This window comes from Cellulomonas sp. P24, from assembly GCF_024704385.1.
Taxonomy (GTDB): Bacteria; Actinomycetota; Actinomycetes; order Actinomycetales; family Cellulomonadaceae; genus JAJDFX01.
This window is the reverse complement of the sequence record NZ_JAJDFX010000002.1, coordinates 3,378,406-3,401,066: the sequence shown is the minus strand read 5'-3', so window position 1 is coordinate 3,401,066 and position 22,661 is coordinate 3,378,406. Positions and strand designations below refer to the sequence as shown.

Annotated in this window: 16 protein-coding genes, 1 tRNA gene, 2 pseudogenes and 1 CRISPR repeat array (1 of these 20 running past the window's edge); of the genes and pseudogenes, 2 read left to right on the top strand and 17 right to left on the bottom strand. The window is 72.4% G+C overall.

The genetic code is table 11. From position 1 onward, the window contains the following. Window position 1: 1 nt before the first annotated feature. From atpA to LJB74_RS15885, 17 genes and pseudogenes are all read right to left on the bottom strand, one after another. A complete protein-coding gene (gene atpA, locus LJB74_RS15965; protein ID WP_259309471.1) occupies window positions 2-1,630 on the bottom strand; it encodes a F0F1 ATP synthase subunit alpha in 1,629 nt (542 codons plus the stop codon). Between the two features lie 69 nt (window positions 1,631-1,699). Beyond that, window positions 1,700-2,512 carry a F0F1 ATP synthase subunit delta gene (locus LJB74_RS15960; RefSeq protein ID WP_259309470.1) on the bottom strand — a complete coding sequence of 271 codons (813 nt, stop codon included), beginning with the start codon at window positions 2,510-2,512 and terminating at the stop codon, window positions 1,700-1,702. Continuing rightward, the gene (locus LJB74_RS15955) at window positions 2,512-3,081 is read right to left on the bottom strand and encodes a F0F1 ATP synthase subunit B (RefSeq protein WP_259309469.1); all 570 of its coding nucleotides are present in this window, start codon (window positions 3,079-3,081) and stop codon (window positions 2,512-2,514) included. Before LJB74_RS15955 ends, LJB74_RS15960 begins: the two co-directional genes overlap by 1 nt. Then, window positions 3,078-3,308: a F0F1 ATP synthase subunit C gene (gene atpE / locus LJB74_RS15950; RefSeq protein ID WP_259309468.1), complete on the bottom strand. Its 231-nt coding sequence runs from the start codon at window positions 3,306-3,308 to the stop codon at window positions 3,078-3,080. Before atpE ends, LJB74_RS15955 begins: the two co-directional genes overlap by 4 nt. An 89-nt stretch (window positions 3,309-3,397) precedes the next feature. Further along, window positions 3,398-4,249, bottom strand: a complete 852-nt coding sequence (atpB, locus tag LJB74_RS15945; RefSeq protein WP_259309467.1) for a F0F1 ATP synthase subunit A — start codon at window positions 4,247-4,249, stop codon at window positions 3,398-3,400. Between the two features lie 86 nt (window positions 4,250-4,335). Then, window positions 4,336-4,842, bottom strand: a complete 507-nt coding sequence (locus LJB74_RS15940) for a hypothetical protein (protein ID WP_259309466.1) — start codon at window positions 4,840-4,842, stop codon at window positions 4,336-4,338. Next, window positions 4,839-5,960: a glycosyltransferase family 4 protein gene (locus LJB74_RS15935; protein ID WP_259309465.1), complete on the bottom strand. Its 1,122-nt coding sequence runs from the start codon at window positions 5,958-5,960 to the stop codon at window positions 4,839-4,841. Before LJB74_RS15935 ends, LJB74_RS15940 begins: the two co-directional genes overlap by 4 nt. After that, a pseudogene (locus LJB74_RS15930) lies at window positions 5,957-6,618 on the bottom strand (L-threonylcarbamoyladenylate synthase). The gene LJB74_RS15935 and the pseudogene LJB74_RS15930 overlap by 4 nt, the downstream one beginning before the upstream one ends. 17 nt (window positions 6,619-6,635) lie before the next feature. Beyond that, on the bottom strand, window positions 6,636-7,574 hold the full coding sequence (prmC, locus tag LJB74_RS15925) for a peptide chain release factor N(5)-glutamine methyltransferase (RefSeq protein WP_259309464.1): 939 nt from the start codon (window positions 7,572-7,574) through the stop codon (window positions 6,636-6,638). Next, window positions 7,571-8,662, bottom strand: coding sequence for a peptide chain release factor 1 (prfA, locus tag LJB74_RS15920; protein ID WP_259309463.1), 1,092 nt, complete (start codon window positions 8,660-8,662; stop codon window positions 7,571-7,573). Before prfA ends, prmC begins: the two co-directional genes overlap by 4 nt. 166 nt (window positions 8,663-8,828) lie before the next feature. After that, window positions 8,829-10,931, bottom strand: coding sequence for a transcription termination factor Rho (gene rho / locus LJB74_RS15915; RefSeq protein WP_259309462.1), 2,103 nt, complete (start codon window positions 10,929-10,931; stop codon window positions 8,829-8,831). A 213-nt stretch (window positions 10,932-11,144) separates the two neighbouring features. Then, window positions 11,145-12,094: pseudogene (gene thrB, locus LJB74_RS15910) on the bottom strand (homoserine kinase). A gap of 17 nt (window positions 12,095-12,111) precedes the next feature. Beyond that, window positions 12,112-13,182, bottom strand: a complete 1,071-nt coding sequence (gene thrC, locus LJB74_RS15905) for a threonine synthase (RefSeq protein WP_259309461.1) — start codon at window positions 13,180-13,182, stop codon at window positions 12,112-12,114. Further along, on the bottom strand, window positions 13,182-14,513 hold the full coding sequence (locus tag LJB74_RS15900; protein ID WP_259309460.1) for a homoserine dehydrogenase: 1,332 nt from the start codon (window positions 14,511-14,513) through the stop codon (window positions 13,182-13,184). Before LJB74_RS15900 ends, thrC begins: the two co-directional genes overlap by 1 nt. Before the next feature lie 173 nt (window positions 14,514-14,686). Next, window positions 14,687-16,060 (bottom strand): diaminopimelate decarboxylase, encoded by a 1,374-nt coding sequence (lysA, locus tag LJB74_RS15895; protein ID WP_396125182.1) that lies wholly within the window; start codon window positions 16,058-16,060, stop codon window positions 14,687-14,689. Between the two features lie 5 nt (window positions 16,061-16,065). Next, on the bottom strand, window positions 16,066-17,748 hold the full coding sequence (argS, locus tag LJB74_RS15890; RefSeq protein WP_259309459.1) for an arginine--tRNA ligase: 1,683 nt from the start codon (window positions 17,746-17,748) through the stop codon (window positions 16,066-16,068). Further along, window positions 17,735-19,084 (bottom strand): MFS transporter, encoded by a 1,350-nt coding sequence (locus LJB74_RS15885; protein WP_259309458.1) that lies wholly within the window; start codon window positions 19,082-19,084, stop codon window positions 17,735-17,737. The genes argS and LJB74_RS15885 overlap by 14 nt, the downstream gene beginning before the upstream one ends. A gap of 72 nt (window positions 19,085-19,156) precedes the next feature. Between LJB74_RS15885 and LJB74_RS15880 the strand changes: the two genes are divergently transcribed. Together LJB74_RS15880 and LJB74_RS15875 are read left to right on the top strand one after the other, a co-directional pair. Beyond that, window positions 19,157-19,816: a FadR/GntR family transcriptional regulator gene (locus LJB74_RS15880; RefSeq protein WP_259309457.1), complete on the top strand. Its 660-nt coding sequence runs from the start codon at window positions 19,157-19,159 to the stop codon at window positions 19,814-19,816. 74 nt (window positions 19,817-19,890) lie between these two features. Next, a tRNA-Arg gene (locus LJB74_RS15875) sits at window positions 19,891-19,966 on the top strand. A gap of 129 nt (window positions 19,967-20,095) precedes the next feature. After that, a CRISPR array of direct repeats spans window positions 20,096-22,661; the repeat unit is 28 nt; unit sequence GGATCACCCCCGCTCGCGCGGGGACGGC; it runs 1,245 nt beyond the window's last position.

The following is a 22,661-nucleotide window of genomic DNA, read 5'->3' as shown; positions in this document are numbered from 1 at the left end:
CTCAGACCTTCTTCTGACGGACGATCTGCTCCTGCTCGACCGCGGTCGTCGGCTCGTCCTCGGCCGGGCCGACGAGCGGGGTGCCGTCGCCCTTGAGGAACGTGCCCCGGAAGGTCAGGACGCCCTCGGCGAGCGCCGCCTCGGTCTCGTCCTCGAGCTTCCCGGTCTCCCGGATGGTCGTCAGCACCTCGGTGTGGCGCCGCAGGTAGTCGAGCAGCTCCATCTCGAACCGGCGGACGTCCTCGAGCGGGACGTCGTCGAGGTGTCCCTTGGTGCCCGTCCAGATCGACGCGACCTGGTCCTCGACCGGGAACGGCGAGTACTGCGGCTGCTTGAGGAGCTCCATCAGCCGCGCACCCCGTGTGAGCTGGGCGCGCGACGCCGCGTCGAGGTCCGACGCGAACATCGCGAACGCCTCGAGGGAGCGGTACTGCGCCAGGTCGATCTTCAGCGTGCCGGAGACCTTCTTCATGGCCTTGACCTGGGCGGACCCGCCCACGCGGGAGACCGAGATGCCGACGTCGACCGCAGGGCGCTGGTCGGCGTTGAAGAGGTCCGACTGGAGGAAGATCTGCCCGTCGGTGATCGAGATGACGTTGGTCGGGATGTACGCCGAGACGTCGTTCGCCTTGGTCTCGATGACCGGCAGCCCGGTCATCGAGCCCGCACCGAGCGCGTCGGAGAGCTTGGCACAGCGCTCGAGCAGGCGGGAGTGCAGGTAGAAGACGTCACCCGGGTAGGCCTCGCGGCCCGGCGGCCGACGCAGCAGAAGCGAGACCGCACGGTAGGCCTCGGCCTGCTTCGAGAGGTCGTCGAAGACGATCAGGACGTGCTTGCCGGAGTACATCCAGTGCTGGCCGATGGCCGACCCGGTGTACGGCGCCAGGTACTTGAAGCCGGCCGGGTCGGAGGCCGGGGCTGCGACGATCGTCGTGTACTCGAGCGCACCGGCGTCGGCGAGGGCTCCGCGCACCGCGGCGATCGTCGACCCCTTCTGACCGATCGCGACGTAGATGCAGCGGACCTGCTTCGTCGGGTCGCCGGTCTCCCAGTTCGCCTTCTGGTTGATGATCGTGTCGATCGCGATCGCCGTCTTGCCCGTCTGGCGGTCGCCGATGATCAGCTGTCGCTGGCCGCGGCCGATCGGGATCATCGCGTCGATCGCCTTGAGGCCGGTCTGCAGCGGCTCGTGGACGCTCTTGCGCGCCATGACTCCCGGTGCCTGCAGCTCGAGCGCTCGACGGTCCTCCGTCGCCACGTCACCCAGGCCGTCGATCGGCTGACCCAGCGGGTCGACCACGCGGCCGAGGTAGCCGTCGCCGACCGGGACCGACAGGACCTCGCCCGTGCGGCGGACCTCCTGGCCCTCCTCGATCCCGGTGAACTCACCGAGCACCACGACGCCGATCTCCCGGACGTCGAGGTTGAGCGCGAGACCGAGCGTGCCGTCCTCGAACCGCAGCAGCTCGTTCGCCATCGCGCCCGGGAGACCCTCGACCTGGGCGATGCCGTCGCCTGCCAGGGTGACGCGCCCGACCTCGTCGGTCGCGACGCCGGACGGCTCGTAGGACTTCACGAAGCTGTCCAGCGCGGCCCTGATCTCGTCGGGGCGGATCGTCAGCTCAGCCATTGCTCTTCTCCTGTCGTGACTGCACCGGACGGTGCCGTCGTACGTTCTGTCTGCGGACGGATCGATCCGTCATGTGGCGATCGCGCGGCGCGCCTCGGCGAGGCGCGCCAGCATCGTGGAGTCGACGACGTCGGCGCCCGTCTGGATCCTGAGTCCGCCGAGCACATCGGCGTCCACGGTCACGTTGAGCTGGAGGGTGCGCCCGTAGGCGCGCTCCAGGATGGCGCCGAGCCGGTCGAGCTGAATCGGCGACAGCTCTGTCGCCGAGGTCACCGACGCCACGACCCTGTCGCGTCGATGCGCCGCCATCGCGCCCAGGTGGACCAGCGTCACGACGAACGAGCGACCGCGCGGGGCGTAGGCCGCACGACGCGTCATGATCGACGTGGCCTCGTGGACCTTGCCGGCCACCAGCGCGCCGACCAGGTCGGCTCGCGCCGACGCCGATGCCCGCACGTCGACGAGCGACCGGCGCAGCTCGCGGTGACCCGCCAGCGCCTTGGTGAGCCGGAACAGCTCGTCCTCGACCGCCTGGAGGGCCCCCTCCGACTCGGCGGCAGCGAGCACCGCCGAGAACCCGAGCTCCTCGACGGCGTCCGCGAGGTCCGCCTCCGCCGACCAGCGCGAACGCGCGAGGTCCGCGACGACCGAGGACACACGCGGATCTGCCTTGGCGAGGACCGCCTCGGCCAGGTGGGCCTTGGCCTCGCTGTCGGTCGCCGGGTCCGTGAGTGCGCGCCGCAGCGAGCCCGAACCGTCGAGCGCGTCCACCACGGTGAACAGCTGCTCACCGAGGACGACCGCCTGCCCGCCCGCGGCCCGCAGCACCGGCTCGAACCGGTGCTGCACCGACTGCAAGGACGCCTGGCTCGCTCCGCGCATCACTTCCCCTTGGTGCTGACTGCCGTGCTCGCCTCGAGCTCGTCGAGGAAGCGGTCGACCACGCGCGACTGACGGACCTCGTCGTCGAGCGACTCACCGACGATCTTCGACGCGAGCTGGGTCGCGAGAACACCGACGTCGGCCCGCAACGTCACCATCACCTGCTGACGCTCGGCCTCGATCTGCCGCAGCCCCGTCTCGAGGATCCGGTTCGCCTCTTCCTGGGCCTTCGCACGGAGGTCCGCCACGATGGCGTTGCCCTCGATGCGTGCCTCTTCGCGGATGTGTGCTGCCTCCGCGCGTGCCTCGTTGAGCTCCTTGGTGTAGCGGGCGAGCGCCGCGTCGGCCTCGGCCTGGACCGAGTCGGCCTTCTCGATGCCGCCCTCGATCCGCGCGGTCCGCTCGTCCAGGACCTTCTGGAAGCCCGGGAGCGCGTACCGGTAGAACGCGAGCCCGATGATGACGACGAAGACGACCGACCAGAACAGCTCGGAGCCGGCCGGCACCAGGATGTTCCCCTCGCCCTCCGCGGCGGCGAGGACACCGCCTGTCAGGACGCTCGCGATCATGTGAAGAGGAAGCCCGTGATCAGGCCGAGCAGGGCAAGCACCTCGACGAAGCCGACGCCGATGAACATCGTCGTGCGCAGCTGTCCGGCAACCTCGGGCTGACGCGCGATGCCCTCGATCGTCTTGCCGATCAGGATGCCGATGCCGATGCCGGGGCCGATCGCTGCAAGGCCGTAACCGATGGTCGCGACGTTGCCGGAGACCGCGGCAAGTGTGGTGGTGTCCACGATGACTCGTTCCTTCCGTAGTGCGTCGGACCGACCGGACCGACGTCTTGTGGCCTTCGGGGGCCGTGCATGCCCCGCTCAGGTTCTGGTCAGTGTTCCTCTTGGATCGACAGGTTCAGGTACACCGCTGCCAGCACCACGAAGATGTACGCCTGCAGGGCCGCGATGAACGCCTCGAACAACGTGAGCGCGAGCGCAGCCCCGAAGGTCACCAGGCCGTACGCCTTGAGCGAGGGGCCTGCCTCGACGAGGAAGAACTCCGTCGCCGACACGACGAGGACCAGCATGAGGTGCCCCGAGATCATGTTGGCCACGAGCCGGATCGCGAGCGTCGCCGGTCGGATCACGAACACCGTGAGGAACTCGATCGGCGTCAGCAGGACGTACATGTAGGGAGGCACACCCGGCGGGAACAGGCTCGTCCGGAGGAAGCCCCCGACACCGTGCGCGCGGACACCCGCGCCGAGGTACATCACGAAGACCCAGGCGGCGAAGACGATCGGGAGCCCGATGACCGAGGTCCCCGCGATGTTCAGGCCCGGGATCACACCGGCGAGGTTCAGCGAGAGGATCGCGACGAAGATCGTGGTCAGCAGCGGGACGTACTTCTTGGCCTTCTCGACACCGAGGACCTCCTCGGCGATGTTCACGCGCACGAAGTCCAGGACGAGCTCGAGCATGTTCTGGCCACGACCGGGGACCAGCTTCGCGCGGCGCGCGCCGACGACGAAGACCGTGACGACCACGGCGGTCACGATCAGCCGTACGAGCTGGATGCGGTTGAACTCGAAGGGGGTCCCGGCGAAGAGGATCGGCGGCGGGAAGAAGTCGGAGATCGACGGCGGCTGGAACCCGCCACCCTCACCAGAGGCGGCGAGAAGCTGTGTCGTCGCAGCGGTGAACAGAGCAGACTCCTGCGGGTGAGTGGGCCGTTGGAGCATTCGCTACATTGCGCGAGTCCTGAACTCGGACCTGCGCCGCGAAGACTTCGAGGCACCTGGCCATCATGGATCGGGTGAAGCGTAACCTATCTGCGGCCGTCTTCCCGACCTGGACCGTCGGTCGATTCGGGTCGTCTCATGGTCTCGACATAGGGAACGCGTCCACGCTGGACCGCCCGGAAGTCCAGGAGTGCAGATCCGACCACCCCGACGGCCAGGACAGCAGCGAGCACAGCGTGGTCAAAGAAGACCTGGTCCCTGATCACAGCGAGCACCACGATCACGACGAGCATCTTGGCGAGCCAGCTGCCCAGCACGACCGCCGCGGTGGTCGTCGCGCTCGACTCCGCCGTCCGGAGCATCGCCACGACGGTGGTCCCGCTGAAGACCAGCGTGATCCCGACGCCGATCAGCGCCCCCCAGACGCCCGGCAGCCCTCTCGTGGCCCAGCCCGTGGCACCACCCACCACCGTGAGGACCACGAGCAGCCACAGCATGCTCCGCAGCGCCATCCTGAACACGTCGGCGGCGGTGGACGGTCGGTCGTCGCGGGTCGGCTCCGGGGCCTGGCCGGAGCTGCCGGCACTCGTCATGACGCGTGTCCTCTCGGGACGGCGGGGGTCCGCACCCGGCCACGGAGTGGGCCGAGGGTGAGCAGGGTGGAGACGACGGTGCCACCTCCGAGCAGGATCAGCGCGGTGGTGGTGGACAGGATGACCAACGAGGCCGCACCGAACGCCGCCACCGCGGTCCACAGGTACATGATGATCACCGCGCGACGGTGCGAGTGTCCGAGCGCGAGCAGACGGTGGTGCAGGTGCATGCGGTCGGGGTGGAACGGTGAGTGCCCGGCACCGACGCGCCGCACCACCGCGAGCGCCATGTCGAGCAGTGGCAGGAGAAGCACGGCGAGCGGCAGCACGATCGGGAGGTAGGCCGGGATCGACTGCCGCTCGGAGACGACGGCCGGGTCGATCTGTCCCGTGACGACGATCGTCGCCGCCGCCATCGTCAGCCCGATCACCATGGACCCCGAGTCGCCCATGAAGATCCGCGCCGGGTAGAAGTTGTGCGGCAGGAAGCCGATGCACGCGCCGACGAGCGCGACGACGACGAGGCTCGCGAGGTTCGCGTAGTCGGTCTGGCTCGCCGCCATCGTGAGCCGGTAGGTGTAGGCGAAGAACGCCAGTCCGCCGATCGCGATCATCCCCGCGGCCAGACCGTCCAGACCGTCGACGAAGTTCACGGCGTTGATGGCCACGACCACGAACAGGACCGTGACCAGCAGGTACATCTGGCTCGACCCGACGAGCAGCCCGCCGATCGGCAACGACGTGAGCTGCACGTGCTGCCATGCCATCAGGAGCGCCCCGAGGATCTGGCCGATCAGCTTGGTGACCCAGTCGAGGTCCCAGATGTCGTCGGCCACCCCGAGCAGGCACACGAGCGTCGCGCCACCGAGGATGCCCCACGCCTCGTGCGAGTCCGCGAAGACCCCTGCCAGGAACGGCGTCCGGCTCGCGACCACGACCCCGACCACGAGTCCCGCGAGCATCGCGACGCCACCGAGCCGAGGCGTCGGCACGGCGTGCACGTCGCGCGAACGCACCGCGGTGATCGCCCCGACCCGGAGCGCGGCCCACCGGGCGACCGGGGTGGTCACGTAGGTGACGGAGGCGGCGATGAGGAGGACGAGCGCGTAGACCTTCACCCCGCGGGCTCCTGCGGCGCCGGTTCGGCGACCGGAGCGACCTCGCGGAGCTGCTCGATCCCGATCGCCCCCAGCCGGACGATGCGCAGCTCGTCGCCGGTCGCGTCCACGATCGTCGACGCGACGCCGCCCGTCACAGGTCCGGCATCCAGGTACACCGAGACGGACGCACCGAGCTGGTCGCGGGCGTCCTGCGCCGTGAGTGCGGCCGCGGAACCGGTCCGGTTCGCACTCGACACCGCCAGCGGTCCCGTCCGCCGCAGCAGCGCGAGCGCGGCGTCATGGTCCGGCATGCGCAGCGCGACGGTGCCCGCAGTCTCGCCGAGGTCCCACGCGAGGGACGGCTGAGCGCGGAGGATCACGGTGAGGCCACCGGGCCAGAACCGGTCCACGAGCTCACGGACGGCCGGCGGCACGTCCGTCGCGAGCCCGTCGAGCGTGCGGACGTCCGGGATGAGGACGGGGGTGGCATCTGACGCCCGCGACCCTTGGCCGCGAGCAGGGCGGCGACGGCGGGCGGGGCGAACGCGTCCGCGCCGATGCCGTAGACGGTGTCCGTCGGGAGCACGACGAGGGCGCCACGCGAGACGGCGTTGACGGCCTCGTCGAGAGCTGGGCCCCGGGTGCTCGCGTCGGTGACGTCCCAGAGCTCTGGCAGCGAAGAGTGGTGCTCGGTCACGTCCGCGAGTGTTCCACGTCCGACTGGGTGGTGGTGGCATTCGCGACACCGGACGAGCGTCTGGCGACGACCATGCGGGGGCGCCCGGTGAGGTCGTCGGCGGTCTCGACCTGCTCGAACGCGCCTGTGGAGCGGACGGCCTCCTGGGCGGCGACGGCCTGGACCTCGGCGTGCTCCATCACGAGCAGACCTCCCGGGCGGAGCAGCCGCGCGGCGGCGGCGATGATCCCGCGCGGGACCTCGAGGCCGTCCGGGCCGAGACCGTACAGGGCGACCGCCGGGTCGTGGTCGGCGACCTCCTGGTCGACGGGGACGGCACCCGGGGGCACGTACGGCGGGTTGGAGACCACGACGTCGACCTGGCCGTCGAGCGCCCGCAGCGCCGTCCGTGCGTCGCCCCGGACCAGCACGACCCGGTCGGGGCGACGTGCGACGTTCCGCGCCGCCCAGCGGTGGGCGTCGACGTCGAGCTCGACGGCGTGCACCGTGGCCGTCGGGACCTCGTGCGCGACAGCGAGAGCGATCGCGCCGGACCCGGTGCAGAGGTCGACGACGAGGGCATGGCCGCGTGCGGCTCCCACCGACCGGGCCTCGTCGATCGCGTGCTGGGCGACCTGCTCCGTCTCGGGTCGCGGGACGAACACCCCGGGCCCGACGGCGAGATCGAGTCCCCGGAACGGCGCGACACCGGTCAGGTGCTGGAGCGGGACGCGTCGCGCGCGGGCGAGCACGAGCGCCGCCAGCCCCGACGGCACGGGCGCACCGAGGACGGCCGCGGCCTGCAGCTCACCGCGGCTCACCTCCTGCCCGCGCTCCTGGCCGAGCGCGAACGCCGCCAGGAGCTCGGCGTCGACCACCGGCGTGGGGACACCCGCGTCGGCCAGCGTCGCGGCGGCGTCCCGCAACGCCTGACGCAGCGACGGCGCGACGCTCACTCCTCGCGCACCGCGAGCTGGGCGGCCTCGTCGGCCTCGATCGCCGATCTCACGACCGGGTCGAGGTCGCCGTCGAGGACCGCGTCCAGGTTGTACGCCTTGTAGCCCGTCCGATGGTCCGCGATCCGGTTCTCGGGGAAGTTGTACGTCCGGATCCGCTCGCTGCGGTCGACCGTCCGGACCTGCGAGCGGCGTTGCGCCGAGGCGGCCTCGGCCTCCTGCTCGGCCCGCGCGGCGAGCAGTCGCGCGCGCAGCACGCGCATCGCCTGCTCCTTGTTCTGCAGCTGCGACTTCTCGTTCTGCATCGACACGACGATCCCCGTCGGCAGGTGCGTGATCCGCACCGCGGAGTCGGTCGTGTTGACGGACTGACCCCCGGGGCCCGACGAGCGGTACACGTCGATCCGCAGGTCGTTGGCGTCGATCTCGACCTCACCGACGTCGTCGGCCTCGGGCAGCACGAGCACCCCGGCGGCCGAGGTGTGGATGCGTCCCTGCGACTCGGTGACCGGCACCCGCTGCACCCGGTGCACGCCGCCCTCGTACTTGAGGTTCGCCCACACCCCATCGGCCGGGTCCGTCGGGGCGCCGCCGCGGGACTTGACCGCGACCTGGACGTCCTTGTAGCCGCCCAGGTCCGACTCGGTGGCCTCGATGATCTCGGTACGCCAGCCCCGGCGCTCGGCGTACCGCAGGTACATGCGCAGCAGGTCACCCGCGAACAGCGCCGACTCCTCGCCGCCCTCGCCCGCCTTGATCTCCAGGATGACGTCCCGCCCGTCGTCCGGGTCACGAGGGATCAGCACCCGCCGCAGACGTTCGGCGGCCTCGTCGGCGGCCGCCTGCAGCTCAGGGAGCTCCACCGCGAAGGATGCGTCGTCCTCCGCGAGCTCCGCTGCCGCCTCGGCGTCGCCGTTCGCCTGCTCCCACGCCCGGTAGGCCGCGACGACCTGGCGGAGCTCCGCGTACCGGCGTCCGAGGGCCCGCGCGCGGCCGCCGTCGGCGTGCACGCTCGGGTCGGCGAGCGCGCGCTCGATCTCGGCGTGCTCGGCCAGCAACGGCATCGCTGCGGCGAACGGCTCACTCATCTGGCTGGCTCCTCGACCTGCTGGGGTGACGGCGTCGGGCGCTCGGGCGACGGGTCGGTCGCCGTGCCACCCGGTGCCCACCCGCAAGCGGCACGCCGGCGCCGCACGTCACCGCCCGTCGGCACCCGGCGCGACCCTTCGGCAACGCCGGGTGGCACGGTCAGGCTCACGTGTCGCCGTGACCGCCATGACCGTTGCCCGACGGCGTCGTCTTCTGCACCTGGAGGAGGAACTCGACGTTCGACTTCGTCTCGCGCAGCTTGCCGAGCAGGAGCTCGATGGCCTGCTGCTGGTCGAGCGCACCCATGACGCGCCGCAGCTTCCAGACGATCTTGAGCTCGTCGGCCGGCATGAGGATCTCCTCGCGGCGGGTGCCCGACGCGTTGACGTCCACCGCCGGGAAGATCCGCTTGTCCGCAAGCGACCGGGAGAGCCGGAGCTCCATGTTCCCGGTGCCCTTGAACTCCTCGAAGATGACCTCGTCCATCTTGGACCCGGTCTCGACGAGCGCCGAGGCGAGGATCGTCAGGGAGCCGCCGTTCTCGATGTTCCGCGCCGCTCCGAAGAACCGCTTCGGCGGGTAGAGCGCCGACGCGTCCACACCACCGGACAGGATGCGCCCGGACGCCGGAGCCGCGAGGTTGTACGCACGCGACAGCCGGGTGAGCGAGTCGAGCAGCACGACGACGTCCTGCCCGAGCTCGACCAGACGCTTGGCCCGCTCGATGGCGAGCTCGGCGACGATCGTGTGGTCGGAGGCGGGCCGGTCGAACGTCGACGCGATCACCTCGCCCTTGACGGTCCGCTCCATGTCGGTGACCTCTTCAGGTCGCTCGTCGACGAGCACGACCATGAGGTGGACCTCAGGGTTGTTGGTGGTGATGGCGTTGGCGATCTGCTGCATGATGATCGTCTTGCCGGCCTTCGGCGGAGCGACGATCAGTCCGCGCTGGCCCTTGCCGATCGGCGCGACGATGTCGATCACCCGTGGGGTCAGCTGGTTCGGCTCGGTCTCGAGCCGCAGCCGCGCCTGCGGGTACAGCGGGGTCAGCTTCGCGAACTCCGGGCGGTTCCGCGCCTCGTCCGGCGACATCCCGTTCACGGTGTCCAGGCGCACGAGGGCGTTGAACTTGGACCGTGCGGTGTTGCCCTGCGGCGGGACGTCGCCCTCACGCGGCTGACGAACCGCACCGGTGACGGCATCACCCCGACGCAGCCCGGCCTTCTTCACCTGGCCGAGGGAGACGTACACGTCGCTGGCACCGGGAAGGTAGCCCGAGGTCCGGACGAACGCGTAGTTGTCGAGGATGTCGAGGATCCCGGCGACCGGGAGCAGGATGTCGTCCTCGCCGATCTCGACCTCGTCGTAGCCGACGAGCTCGCTGCCACCGGGACGCGGGCCGCGCGTGCGCTTCGACCGGTCGCGGTCGCGGTACCGGTCACGCGAGCGACGACGACGACCGCCGCGCTCCTCGTCGCCGTCGTCCTGACCGGCCGGGCGGTTGCGCACGCCCTGACCCTGCTGCTGGTTGCCCGGTGCCTGGTTGGCCTGCGCCTGGTTGCTCTGCGCGGTCTGCTGCTGGCTGCCGTTCTGGCGCCGAGCGCCACGGTCGTCGCCGCTCTCCCCGGACTCCGCACGGGCCTCGCTGCGCACCTGCTCGGGGGCCCCGACGATGAGCGGCAACGTCAGCTCGGCAGCGTCGCCGGCAGGCGCGCCTGCCCCGCGGCCGGACCGTCGCGAGCCACGACGCTCTGCTGCCACGGTGCCGACGGCGGCGGCGGCGCGGGCGGCGCGCTCGTCACGAGTCTCCCCTGCCGGGCCACCGTGCTCCGGGGGCGTGGTCGTCCTGGCGCCCGACCGTGCTCCGGCAGGCGTGTCCAGATCGAGCTCGCCGTTCGACCCGGCACGACCGCTCGGCGCGGCCGTCGACGGCCTCTCGGTGCTCGACGTCGCCTCGGCGCCCGACGACGCGCGTCCGGTCGACTCGGCCTGGTGGTTCGGTTCGACGCGCCCGGCGGCCTCCACCGCGACGGTGGCCGGCACAGGGGCCGTGCGTCGCGCCGCGGACCGACCCGAGGGCGCCGCGCCGGCGCGCCGCTCCTTGATCGCGTCCAGGAGGTCGCTCTTGCGCATCTTGGAGGTGCCCGTGACCCCGAGCTCGGCAGCGAGCGATTGGAGCTCGGGCAGGCGCATCGCGGAGATGGCGCCGCGGGCGGATCCACCGGTGCCGTGCTCGGAGCGCGTGGTGGATTCGACAGTGTCAGTCACGAAGGACCCTTTCCCTCGTCGGCGGCCGGCGTTCAGATGCGGACCGCGATCGACGACCCGGCACAGATCGACCGGATCGCTGGAGCCTCACGCGCGGCGTATGACAACGTCGACTGGCGTGGGCTGGAGTGCCCCCTGGTGACACGGCCCGTCATTCCGGAGCCGGTGCACGATCGTGGGAGCAGGACTACCGTACCACCGCGCACGGACCGATCAGCCCGCTCCCGGGACCGCACCGACCCGGCTGGCACGGACACCCTCGCGGTCCACGGCAAGCCGGAGCAGGCGCCACCCGCCCATCGCGCCGCCGAAGGTCTGAGCGATCGCCTCGTCCGCGTCGGTGCCCCCGGTCCCGGTCTCGCGCGCCAGCACCAGGACCGTCGGCCCCGCCCCCGAGACCACGGCCGCGCCCCCCGTCGACGCAAGGCGTCCACCAGGGCGAGCGAGTCCGGCATCACGGAGGCCCGGTACTGCTGGTGCAGGAGATCCTCGGTCGCGGCGAGCAGCATCTCGGGTCGGCGGGCGAGCGCCTCCACCAGGAGCGCCGCGCGGCCGGCCTGGGATGCGGCGTCGGCGTGCGGGACCACGGTCGGCAGCACACCGCGCGCGACGCGTGTCGCGAGCCGGGACTCCGGGACGAGGGCGACCGGGACGATGCCGCTGTGCACCTCGAGCGGCACCGCGTGCGGGACGCCGTGGTCGGTCCATGCGACCGTCGCCCCTCCGAGCAGGGCGGGGGCGGCGTTGTCGGGATGACCCTCCATCTGCGTGGCGAGCCCGAGCGCGACGTCGTCGTCGAGGGCCTCTGCATCCACGATGAGGTGACGGGCGGCGACCACCCCCGCCACGACGGCGGCAGCCGACGAGCCGAGGCCCCGCCCGTGCGGGATCCGGTTGTGGCACACCAGGTGCAGCCCCGTCTGCGGCGCGCCGACGAGGTCGAGCGCCGCACGGAGGGCACGCACCACGAGGTGGTCCTCGCCGTCAGGCACCTCACCGGCGCCCTCGCCGATCACCTCGACGCGCACCTCCGCGGTGCCCAGAGCCCGGACCTCGACGTCGTCGTACAGGCCGAGAGCCAGGCCCAGCGCGTCGAAACCCGGCCCGAGGTTCGCGCTCGTCGCCGGCACGCGCACCCGGACGTGGTCATGACCCAGTCGCATCGCCGCGCGCCGTCCGCTCAGTCCAGGCCTAGGGCGTCGGCGATCGCCACGACGTCGGCCTGGATGCGCACCGGGACGACCTCCCGACCGTCCGCGTCCCGCAGCGCCCACTGCGGGTCCTTGAGCCCGTGACCGGTGACCGTCACGACGATCCGCACACCGGCGGGCACGCGGCCCTGCTCGGCGAGCGCGAGGATGCCCGCGACACCCGCGGCGGACGCCGGCTCGACGAACACGCCGACCTTGCTCGACAGGAACCGGTGCGCCGCAAGGATCTGCGCGTCCGTGACCGCCTCGATCAGCCCGCCCGAGTCGTCGCGGGCGGTCTCGGCCTGGGTCCACGAGGCGGGGTTCCCGATCCGGATCGCCGTGGCGATCGTCTCCGGGTCGGTGATCGGGTGACCGGCCACGATCGGTGCCGCGCCGGCCGCCTGGAAGCCCCACATCGCCGGCGTGCGAGTCGCGCGGCCGCCGGCCGCGTACTCGGTGAAGCCCTTCCAGTACGCGGTGATGTTCCCGGCGTTGCCGACCGGGAGGGCGTGGATGTCCGGGGCGTCGCCGAGCGCGTCGACGATCTCGAACGCGCCCGTCTTCTGGCCCTCGATGCGGTCCGGGTTCACCGAGTTCACGAGCTCGACCGGGTAGGCCTCGGCGAGCTTGCGCGCCGCGACGAGGCAGTCGTCGAAGTTCCCGTCGACCTGGAGCAGGGTCGCCCCGTGGGCGATCGCCTGGCTGAGCTTGCCCATCGCGATCTTGCCGTCCGGCACGAGGACCGCGCAGCGCATGCCGGCGGCCGTGGCGTACGCCGCGGCCGAGGCCGAGGTGTTCCCCGTCGACGCGCACACGACGGCGCGCGCGCCGCGCCCGGCCGCGGCGGAGATCGCGGTCGTCATGCCGCGGTCCTTGAACGAGCCGGTCGGGTTCATCCCCTCGACCTTGAGGTAGACGTCGGCGCCCGTCGCCGCGGACAGCGCCGGTGCGGGCACGAGAGGTGTGCCTCCCTCCCCCAGGGTCACGACGCGGGTCTGCACGTGCGCGGGAAGGTACTCGGCGTACTCGGCGATCACGCCGCGCCACTGGTGGGCCATCAGGCTCCCTCGACTCTCAGGACGGACGTGATCCGGTGGACCACGTCGAGCGTGCTGACGGCGCGGACCGTGGCGGCGAGCGCCTCCTCCGGCGCGGTGTGCGTGCTGATGATCAGCCACGCGACGTACTCGGGGTGCTCACCGGCGCGGACCGAGCGTGCGGGGTCCTGCGTCTGGCGCACCCCTTCGATCGACACGCCGTGCTCGGCGAACACCGCCGCGACCTGCGACAGGACACCGGGCCGGTCCGCCACGTCGAGCCGCACCTGGTACCGGGTCAGCGCGCCCGAGATCGGCAGCACCGGCAGGGCGGCGTAGCTCGACTCCGACGGTCCGAGCCCGCCGTGCACCCGGTGCCGACCGGCGGACACGAGGTCGCCCAGGACAGCCGACGCGGTGGGCGCACCACCGGCGCCACGACCGTAGAACATCAGCTCGCCGGCGGCCTCGGCCTCGATGAACACCGCGTTGAAGGCTCCGCGCACACCGGCGAGCGGGTGCGACAGCGGGACGAGCGCCGGATGCACCCGGGCGATCACCCCGCCGTCGGTGCGCTCGGCGATGGCGAGCAGCTTGATCACGTGCCCGGTGCGCTCGGCCGAGGAGACGTCGTCCGCGGTGATCCCGGTGATGCCCTCCCGGTGGACGTCGGCGAGCGAGACGCGGGTGTGGAACGCGAGGGACGCGAGGATCGCCGCCTTCGCCGCCGCGTCGAAACCCTCGACGTCGGCGGTCGGGTCCGCCTCGGCGTAGCCGAGCTCCTGCGCCTGCTTGACGGCCTGGTCGAGCTCGAGGCCGCGCGTGGCCATCTCGTCGAGGACGTAGTTCGTCGTGCCGTTGACGATCCCGAGCACGCGCTGGATGCGGTCGCCGGTGAGCGACTCGCGGACCGGCCGGACCAGGGGGATCGCACCGGCGACCGCCGCCTCGAAGTACAGGTCGACCCCGGCCGCGTCGGCGGCGGAGTAGAGGGTCGGTCCATCGGCGGCGAGCAGCGCCTTGTTCGCGGTGACGGCCGCTGCCCCGGAGGCGATCGCCCGCAGCAGGAGGCTCCGCGCCGGCTCGATGCCGCCGATGAGCTCGACCACGATGTCCGCACGGGTGACGAGATCCTCGGCGTCGGTCGTGAGCAGGGAGCGGTCGACCGCCGGGTCGCGTTCTACCTCGAGGTCGCGGACCGCGATGCCGATCAGCTCGAGCGGTGCGCCGACCCGGGCGGCGAGGTCGTCGGCCTGGGTCGTCAGCAGGCGGACGACCTCGGTCCCGACGACACCGCATCCGAGCACGGCGACGCGGAGCGCGGGCACGGTCCCGTCTGTTGCTGCAGCCACGGCGTGGACACCTCTTCTCGATCGTCGAGCCGGTCCTCGCGCGACGACCGGCGTCGGACCACCGCCCCCGGCGTGGTCCTTGCGGGCGATCCTCGTCGTCCTGACCACGGAGCGGGCGGGCCGTCTCAGGATACGGGTGGCGGTGACCGGTCCGCGGACGATTCGGAGCGGGCTCAGCCGACGTCGAGAGCGAGCAGGTCCTCCTCGGTCTCGCGGCGGACGAGCACCCGGACGGTCCCCGCACGGACGGCGAGCACCGGCGGCCGCGGGACGGAGTTGTAGTTGCTCGCCATCGACCGGCCGTACGCGCCCGTGACCGGGGTGGCGACGAGGTCTCCCGGGACGATGTCCGCCGGCAGCGCCGCGTCGTGGACGACGACGTCGCCGCTCTCGCAGTGCTTGCCGACGACCCGCGCCCGCACCGGCGCCGCGGCCGAGGTGCGTGAGGCGAGCTCAGCGGTGTACCCGGCCTCGTACAGCACGGGCCGCGGGTTGTCGCTCATCCCGCCGTCGACGGAGACGTACGTCCGCACGGTCCCGTCGTCCGTCGTCACCGGCTTCACGACGCCGACGCGGTAGAGCGTGAACGTCGTCGGGGCGACGATCGCACGGCCGGGCTCGACCGAGATCCGTGGCACCGGGGTCCCCAGCGCGGCGCAGTCGCTGCCGACGACAGTCGCGATCCGCCGGGCGACCTCGACCGGGTCGGCCGTCACCTCGCCCGGCAGGTACGCGACGCCGTAGCCGCCGCCGAGGTCGACCTCCGGCACGAGGTACCCGGTCCGGTCGGCGAGCTCGGCGCGCAACGCGAGCACCTTGGCGGTCGCGACCTCGAAGGCCGACGCGTCGAAGATCTGCGACCCGATGTGCGAGTGCAGGCCGACGAGCTCGAGCTCGGGTCGCTCCAGGACCGCCAGCAGCCCCTCCATCGCCTGGCCGCCGGCGATCGAGAGACCGAACTTCTGGTCCTCGTGAGCGGTCGCGACGAACTCGTGGCCGCCCGCGTGCACGCCCGTGGTCACCCGCACCATCACCGGGACCCGCCGCCCGTGGCGACGTCCGGCCTCGGCGAGCCTGTCGACCTCGCCCAACGAGTCCAGCACGAGGCGGCCGATGCCCGCCTCGACCGCACGGTCGATCTCGTCGTCCGACTTGTTGTTGCCGTGCAGCCCGATGTGCGCGCCGGGGACCCCCGCCCGCAGCGCCGTCGCGAGCTCCCCGCCGGTGCAGGTGTCGACCCGCAGGCCCTCCTCGTGCGCCCAGCGCGCGACGGCGGTGCACAGGAACGCCTTGCCGGCGTAGTACACGTCGACCGTGACGCCGAGGGGCGCGAATGCGTCGGTGAACGCGTCGCGGTACGCGCGGGCCCGGGTCCGGAAGTCGTCCTCGTCCATCACGAACGCCGGGGTGCCGTACTCGGCGGCGAGCTGGAGGACGTCGACGCCGGCGACCTCGAGCACGCCGTCGCCGGTCCTGCGGACGTTGCGCGACCAGAGGTTCGTCAGGTCGATCGCCTCACCCGGGACCCCGGGGCGGTCGGCCGCCACGGCGCTCACATCCGGTCCGGTGCGCCGACGCCCAGCAGCCCCAGACCGTTCGCCAGGACCTGGCGCGTCGCGTCGTTCAGCCACAACCGGGTGCGGTGCGCGTCGGTCACGACCTCGTCGCCGACCGGCAGCACGCGGCGCTTCTGGTCATACCACTTGTGGTACGAGCCGGCGAGGGTCTCGAGGTACCGGGCGACGCGGTGCGGCTCACGCAGCCGCGCGGCCTGGGCGATCACCCGCGGGTAGTCGCTCAGCGCACCGAGGAGGACGGCCTCGCTCTCATGGTCGAGCAGCGACGGGTCGAACCCGTCCTCGCGGCGCACCCCGGCGTCGGCGGCGTTGCGTGCGACGTTGGCCGTCCGGGCGTGCGCGTACTGGACGTAGAACACCGGGTTCTCGTTGGTCGCGCGGGTCAGCAGGTCGAGGTCGATGTCGAGGCTCGAGTCCGCGGACGAGCGGGCGAGCGAGTAGCGCGCCGCGTCCACGCCGACGAGCTCGACGAGGTCCTCGAGCGTGACGACGGTGCCGGCCCGCTTGGACATCCGCAGCGGCTTGCCGTCCTTGAGCAGGTTGACGAGCTGGCCGATGAGGATCTCGAGGTTGACCCCGGGAACGTCCCCGAAGGCCGCGCACATCGCCATCATCCGGCCGATGTACCCGTGGTGGTCCGCGCCGAGCATGATGATCACGCGGTCGAACCCGCGCTCACGCTTGTCCAGGTAGTAGGCGAGGTCACCGGCGATGTAGGCCGCCTCGCCGTCGGACTTGATGATGACGCGGTCCTTGTCGTCACCGAAGTCGGTCGTCCGCAACCACGTCGCACCGTCGGCCTCGAAGATGTGACCGAGGTCGCGCAACCGGGTGACGGCGCGCTCGACCGCTCCGGACTCGTGCAGCGCGTCCTCGTGGAAGTACACGTCGAAGTCCACGCCGAACTCGTGCAGAGATGCCTTGATCTCGGAGAACATGCGGTCGACGCCGCCCGCGCGGAAGGCCTCCTGCGCCTCGGCCTCCGGCAGGGTGCGGGGGTCGGGACGCCCCTCGGCCAGCTCTCCCGCGACGACCGCCCCGGCGATCTCCTCGATGTAGGCGCCGCCGTAGCCGTCCTCGGGTGCCTCCTCGCCGCGCGCCCGGGCGAGCAGCGACCGGGCGAACCGGTCGATCTGCGCACCGTGGTCGTTGAAGTAGTACTCCCGTGTGACCTCGGCACCGGCGGCCTGGAGCACGCGTGCGAGCGAGTCGCCGACAGCGGCCCACCGCACACCACCGATGTGGATCGGCCCGGTCGGGTTCGCCGAGACGAACTCCAGGTTCACCCGCTCGCCGGCGAGCTCCTGCGTGCGGCCGTAGGCGGGACCGGCCTCGACGATCGACCGGACGAGCTCGCCCGCAGCCGCGGTGTCGAGGGTGATGTTGAGGAAGCCCGGCCCGGCGACGTCGACCGACGCCACTCCGGGGGTCTCGCGCAGGCGCACCGCGACGGCCTCGGCGATCAGGCGCGGCGCGACGCCGGCCTTCTTCGCGAGCTGCATCGCGATGTTCGTCGCCCAGTCGCCGTGCTCGCGCTGGCGCGGTCGCTCGACGTGCAGCTCGGCGGGCAGGGCGGTGAGGTCGAGGTCGACCGCTCCGTCGTCGACGGCGCGCACGAGCGCAGCGCGGAGGGCCAGGGAGAGCTCAGCGGGGGTCACCGGTCGATCCTACCGACGCCACGGCAGGGTCCGACGCGGCCGTCCGGGGCTCCCAGGTGTCCTCGAGCATCACCGGGCGGCAGGCCACGACCGCACCGCCGAGCAGCACGGCCAGCGAGACGAACAGCAACACGAACGGCGCCGTCCACCCGCCGGTGGCCGCGTGCAGGACGCCGACGAGGACGGGGCCGACGCCCGCGATCGCGTAACCGACCCCCTGGCTGAAGCCCGAGAGCTGCACGGCGCCCGCCGCGGACCGCGTGCGCAGGTTCATGAGTGCGAGAGCGAGCGGGAACGTGCCGAGACCGAGCCCGGCGAGGAGCGTCCACGCAGCGGTCCCGGAGGCGGGTGACAGCATCAGCCCGAGGTAGCCGGCCACCAGGCAGGCCTCGAACACGATCACGATCGCCAGCGGGTTCCGCATCCGGGTGGCGAGCAGCGGGACGACGAAAGACGTCGGGATACCGAGCAGGGAGAAGACGGCCAGCCAGCGGCCGGCCCCGGCCTCGCTGATGCCCGCGTCGACGAGGATCTGCGGAAGCCAGGCGAACATCGTGTACGCGTTGAGCGAGTTCATCGAGAACATGAGCGTCATGCCCCACGCGAGCGGGCTGCGCCAGACGGCGCCCGTCGGGACCACGGGTGCACCGGCGAGCGGCGCGGGTCCCGGCCTGGCGGGCGTCGGTGCCTCTCCCTGCCGAAGCTGGGTCGCCGCCGCCAGGATCCCGCGCATCCGACGCCGGGCGACGGCCGACTGCACCATCACGCCGACCCACGGGAGCGCCGCCGCGACCCCGACCACGGCCCAGACCCCGAGGGACACCCGCCATCCCATCTGCCGGGCGACCGGGACCGCGAGCAGCGGCGGCACCATGGTGCTCACCGCGAGCGCCGTCGAGTACACGGCCGTCACCAGCCCGATCCGGTCCGGGAAGTACCGCTTGACGAGCGGCGGCAGCAGGACGTTCCCGATGCCCATCCCCGCGAGCGCGACGGCGGACCAGGCGAGGAACTCCACCGCCCCGGACGCCTGCGAGCGGGCGATCTCGCCACCGGCGCTGACGAGCATCGCGACGACGAGCACCGGCTCGATCGCGAACCGCCGCGCGAGCAGCGGCGCCAGGGAGCCGAACAGCGCGAACATGATGACCGGGACCGTCCCGAGAAGACCCGCCTGCGCGTCGTCCAGCGCGACGTCCAACCGGACGAGGTCGAGGATCGGCGACACCGCCGCGACCGCGATCCGCAGGTTCAGCGCGACGAGGACGATGCCGATGAGGACGACGTACCGGCCCGAGAGCGGCGCGCCACGGTGACCGCTCGTGGCGCTCGTCACCGGAAATGGTGACGCGAGGCGCCCGGACGGTGTTGACTTCGCAGCACGCCTCACATTCGGAGAATACCTGGGATGACTCGTCGAACCGGTCTCATCGATGCTGCTGTGCACCGCCTCCGCTCCCGGATCAGCTCCGGCGAGTGGCCGGTCGGCTCCCGCATCCCCGCCGAGCCCGCGCTCACCGAGCTCCTGGGCGTCGGCCGCAACACGGTGCGCGAGGCCGTCCAGTCCCTGGTGCACGCCGGGCTCCTCGAGCGCCGTCAGGGATCGGGCACCTACGTGCTCTCGGCGTCCGAGCTGGCCGTGACGTTCGGCCGCGAGATCGCCGACGCCCGTCAGCGCGACGTCGTCGAGGTGCGCCGGAGCCTCGAGGTCGAGGCGGCCCGGCTCGCCGCACGCCGGCGCACCGACAAGGACATCGCCCTGCTGCGACGGCTCCGCGACGAGCGCGCCGCCGCCTACCACGAGGGCGACCTCGACCGGATGGTCTCGACGGACCTCGACCTGCACCGCACCATCGCGATCACCGCCCGCAACCCGGTGCTGCTCTCCCTGTACGAGAACCTGCTCGACGCGATCACCGAGAACATCCGGTTCAACTTCACCGCACCCGAGCACGGCGACGACAGCCACGACGGACTGGTTGACGCGATCGCGAACGGTGACGCGGCCTCGGCGGCACGCGAGGTGACGACGTACCTGTCCGAGCTGCTCGGCGACCACGCGGAGTGAGCGGGGACGGACTCAAGTGCAACGAGCCGGGTCCCTGCTGGTAGTGTGAGCGGCCGTGCCAGACCATGGCATGCGCCCGCGTAGCTCAGTGGATAGAGCGTCTGCCTCCGGAGCAGAAGGTCGAAGGTTCGAATCCTTTCGCGGGCACCAGCACACGCCCTGACCCCCTGGTGGGGGTCGGGGTGTTGTCGTTCCTGGCGGCACTGCGGCGATGGCCCAGGGCTGTCACCGCTCGCGCGCGGACTAGAGACGCGGAGGTGTCGCTGGCCGTTGCCTTGAGCGAATCATCTGCTGGCGCGGGAACGGCCTCACGCCCACTCGGCTGGGCCGCTAGCCCGACGGATCACCCCCGCTCGCGCGGGGACGGCGCGCGCCACAGGTACTTGATCGCGTTACCGATGGGATCACCCCCGCTCGCGCGGGGACGGCCGCGCCTCGGCCTCCAGGGCGGCGGCCACCGTGGGATCACCCCCGCTCGCGCGGGGACGGCTTCTCGCCCTTGGGGTCAGGAGCCGATGATCCCGGATCACCCCCGCTCGCGCGGGGATGGCGCTGCGCATCAGGTCGAGGCGCTCCATGACTGCGGATCACCCCCGCTCGCGCGGGGACGGCATGCTCGACGCCGCCCTCAAGGACCCGAGCATGGGATCACCCCCGCTCGCGCGGGGACGGCGACCCGGCAGAACGAGAACTGTCGACCACGTCGGGATCACCCCCGCTCGCGCGGGGACGGCCTCACGGCCGTCATCAACGGCCCCGAGATCGCGGGATCACCCCCGCTCGCGCGGGGACGGCGGCAACTCGGTCCAAGGCTCCGGGTTGCAGCAGGGATCACCCCGCTCGCGCGGGGACGGCCGCGCACAGGGCTCACACCGTGCTGCTCAAGATGGGATCACCCCCGCTCGCGCGGGGACGGCGCCGTTGCGAAGGAGATCGCTGATCTCCGCGAGGGATCACCCCCGCTCGCGCGGGGACGGCTGCGCGTCCTGCGCGGACAGCGCACGGCCGCGGGGATCACCCCCGCTCGCGCGGGGACGGCCATCCCGGGGACCTCGTCGACGCGCTGGTGTCGGGATCACCCCCGCTCGCGCGGGGACGGCTGGCGGCCATCCTTCGTCGCGGGGGCCCCGATCGGATCACCCCCGCTCGCGCGGGGACGGCAGCTGCGCGTCGCACCAGGTCGACCCGGTGGTCGGATCACCCCCGCTCGCGCGGGGACGGCTTCCCGGGAGGGCTCGTGCGCGCGTCGAAGTGGGGATCACCCCCGCTCGCGCGGGGACGGCATGATCTCGGCGTGCACGGCCTTCATGAGGGCCGGATCACCCCCGCTCGCGCGGGGACGGCCTCCCGGGTCACGGGTTGCGGGTCGTGAACGTGGGATCACCCCCGCTCGCGCGGGGACGGCGCGCCGCTGCCCTCGGCCTCGACGATGCGCCCGTGGATCACCCCCGCTCGCGCGGGGACGGCCAGCCCTCGCAGGTGGTGGCTACCCGCAGGCCGGGATCACCCCCGCTCGCGCGGGGACGGCGCATCCTCGAGCTCCGCAGCCTACCGGGCGGCGGGATCGCCCCCGCTCGCGCGGGGACGGCTGCTCCTGACTGATGTCCCGTGGGCGACCGTTCGGATCACCCCCGCTCGCGCGGGGACGGCCACCCCCACGCTGACGATGCGGGCATGACGACGGGATCACCCCCGCTCGCGCGGGGAGGCAGCGTGACCTGCACGGCCCCCGCTCCGGTGCCGGGATCACCCCCGCTCGCGCGGGGACGGCGTTCAGCTGCTCCGTGACATGACCGACGAGCAGGGATCACCCCCGCTCGCGCGGGGACGGCTCCCGGCCACACCAGGTGGGCGCATCGTGCGCCGGATCACCCCCGCTCGCGCGGGGACGGCAACACTGCGCACCTCAAGGTCGTCGACTCGACCGGATCACCCCCGCTCGCGCGGGGACGGCGACAGGGCCCTCAGGCGCGCGTTGCGCACGGCGGGATCACCCCCGCTCGCGCGGGGACGGCACGCCCTCACGGAACACCTCGTAGGTCACGTCCGGATCACCCCCGCTCGCGCGGGGACGGCCACTTGCGTGAGCACCCGGTCCCACGAGTGAACGGATCACCCCCGCTCGCGCGGGGACGGCGACGCGTACGAGCAGCGCGGGATCTCGCGCCCGGGATCACCCCCGCTCGCGCGGGGACGGCCACGCAACCGCATCCAGGAGGACCGTCGTCTCGGGATCACCCCCGCTCGCGCGGGGACGGCAGCGACGTGGCCGGACTCGTGCACGGCAAGGAGGGATCACCCCCGCTCGCGCGGGGACGGCAACCTGTCGACCTCCCCCCACCGTCAGCGCCATCGGATCACCCCCGCTCGCGCGGGGACGGCCTGGCCGACCATGATGACGGACAGCAGGACCAGGGATCACCCCCGCTCGCGCGGGGACGGCGATCCGCGACACTTGGTGCCCGGACGCGTGCCCGGATCACCCCCGCTCGCGCGGGGACGGCGCTGCGCGCCCCGGCGGGGTCACCGCCGCCCAGGGATCACCCCGCTCGCGCGGGGACGGCTGCGTCATCTGGGGGACCACCGACAACGAGGTGGGATCACCCCCGCTCGCGCGGGGACGGCTGCAGCTCCTTCGACCTGGTGCGCCTGCACCGGGGATCACCCCGCTCGCGCGGGGACGGCGTCGACGGGCTCGGGGTGAGCGGCCCCGCCCGGGGATCACCCCCGCTCGCGCGGGGACGGCGCCCCGTCGGACATGGTCGCCACACCGTTCGGGGGATCACCCCCGCTCGCGCGGGGACGGCGCGAGCAGCTCGGCGCGGACGTCGCCGTTGTAGGGATC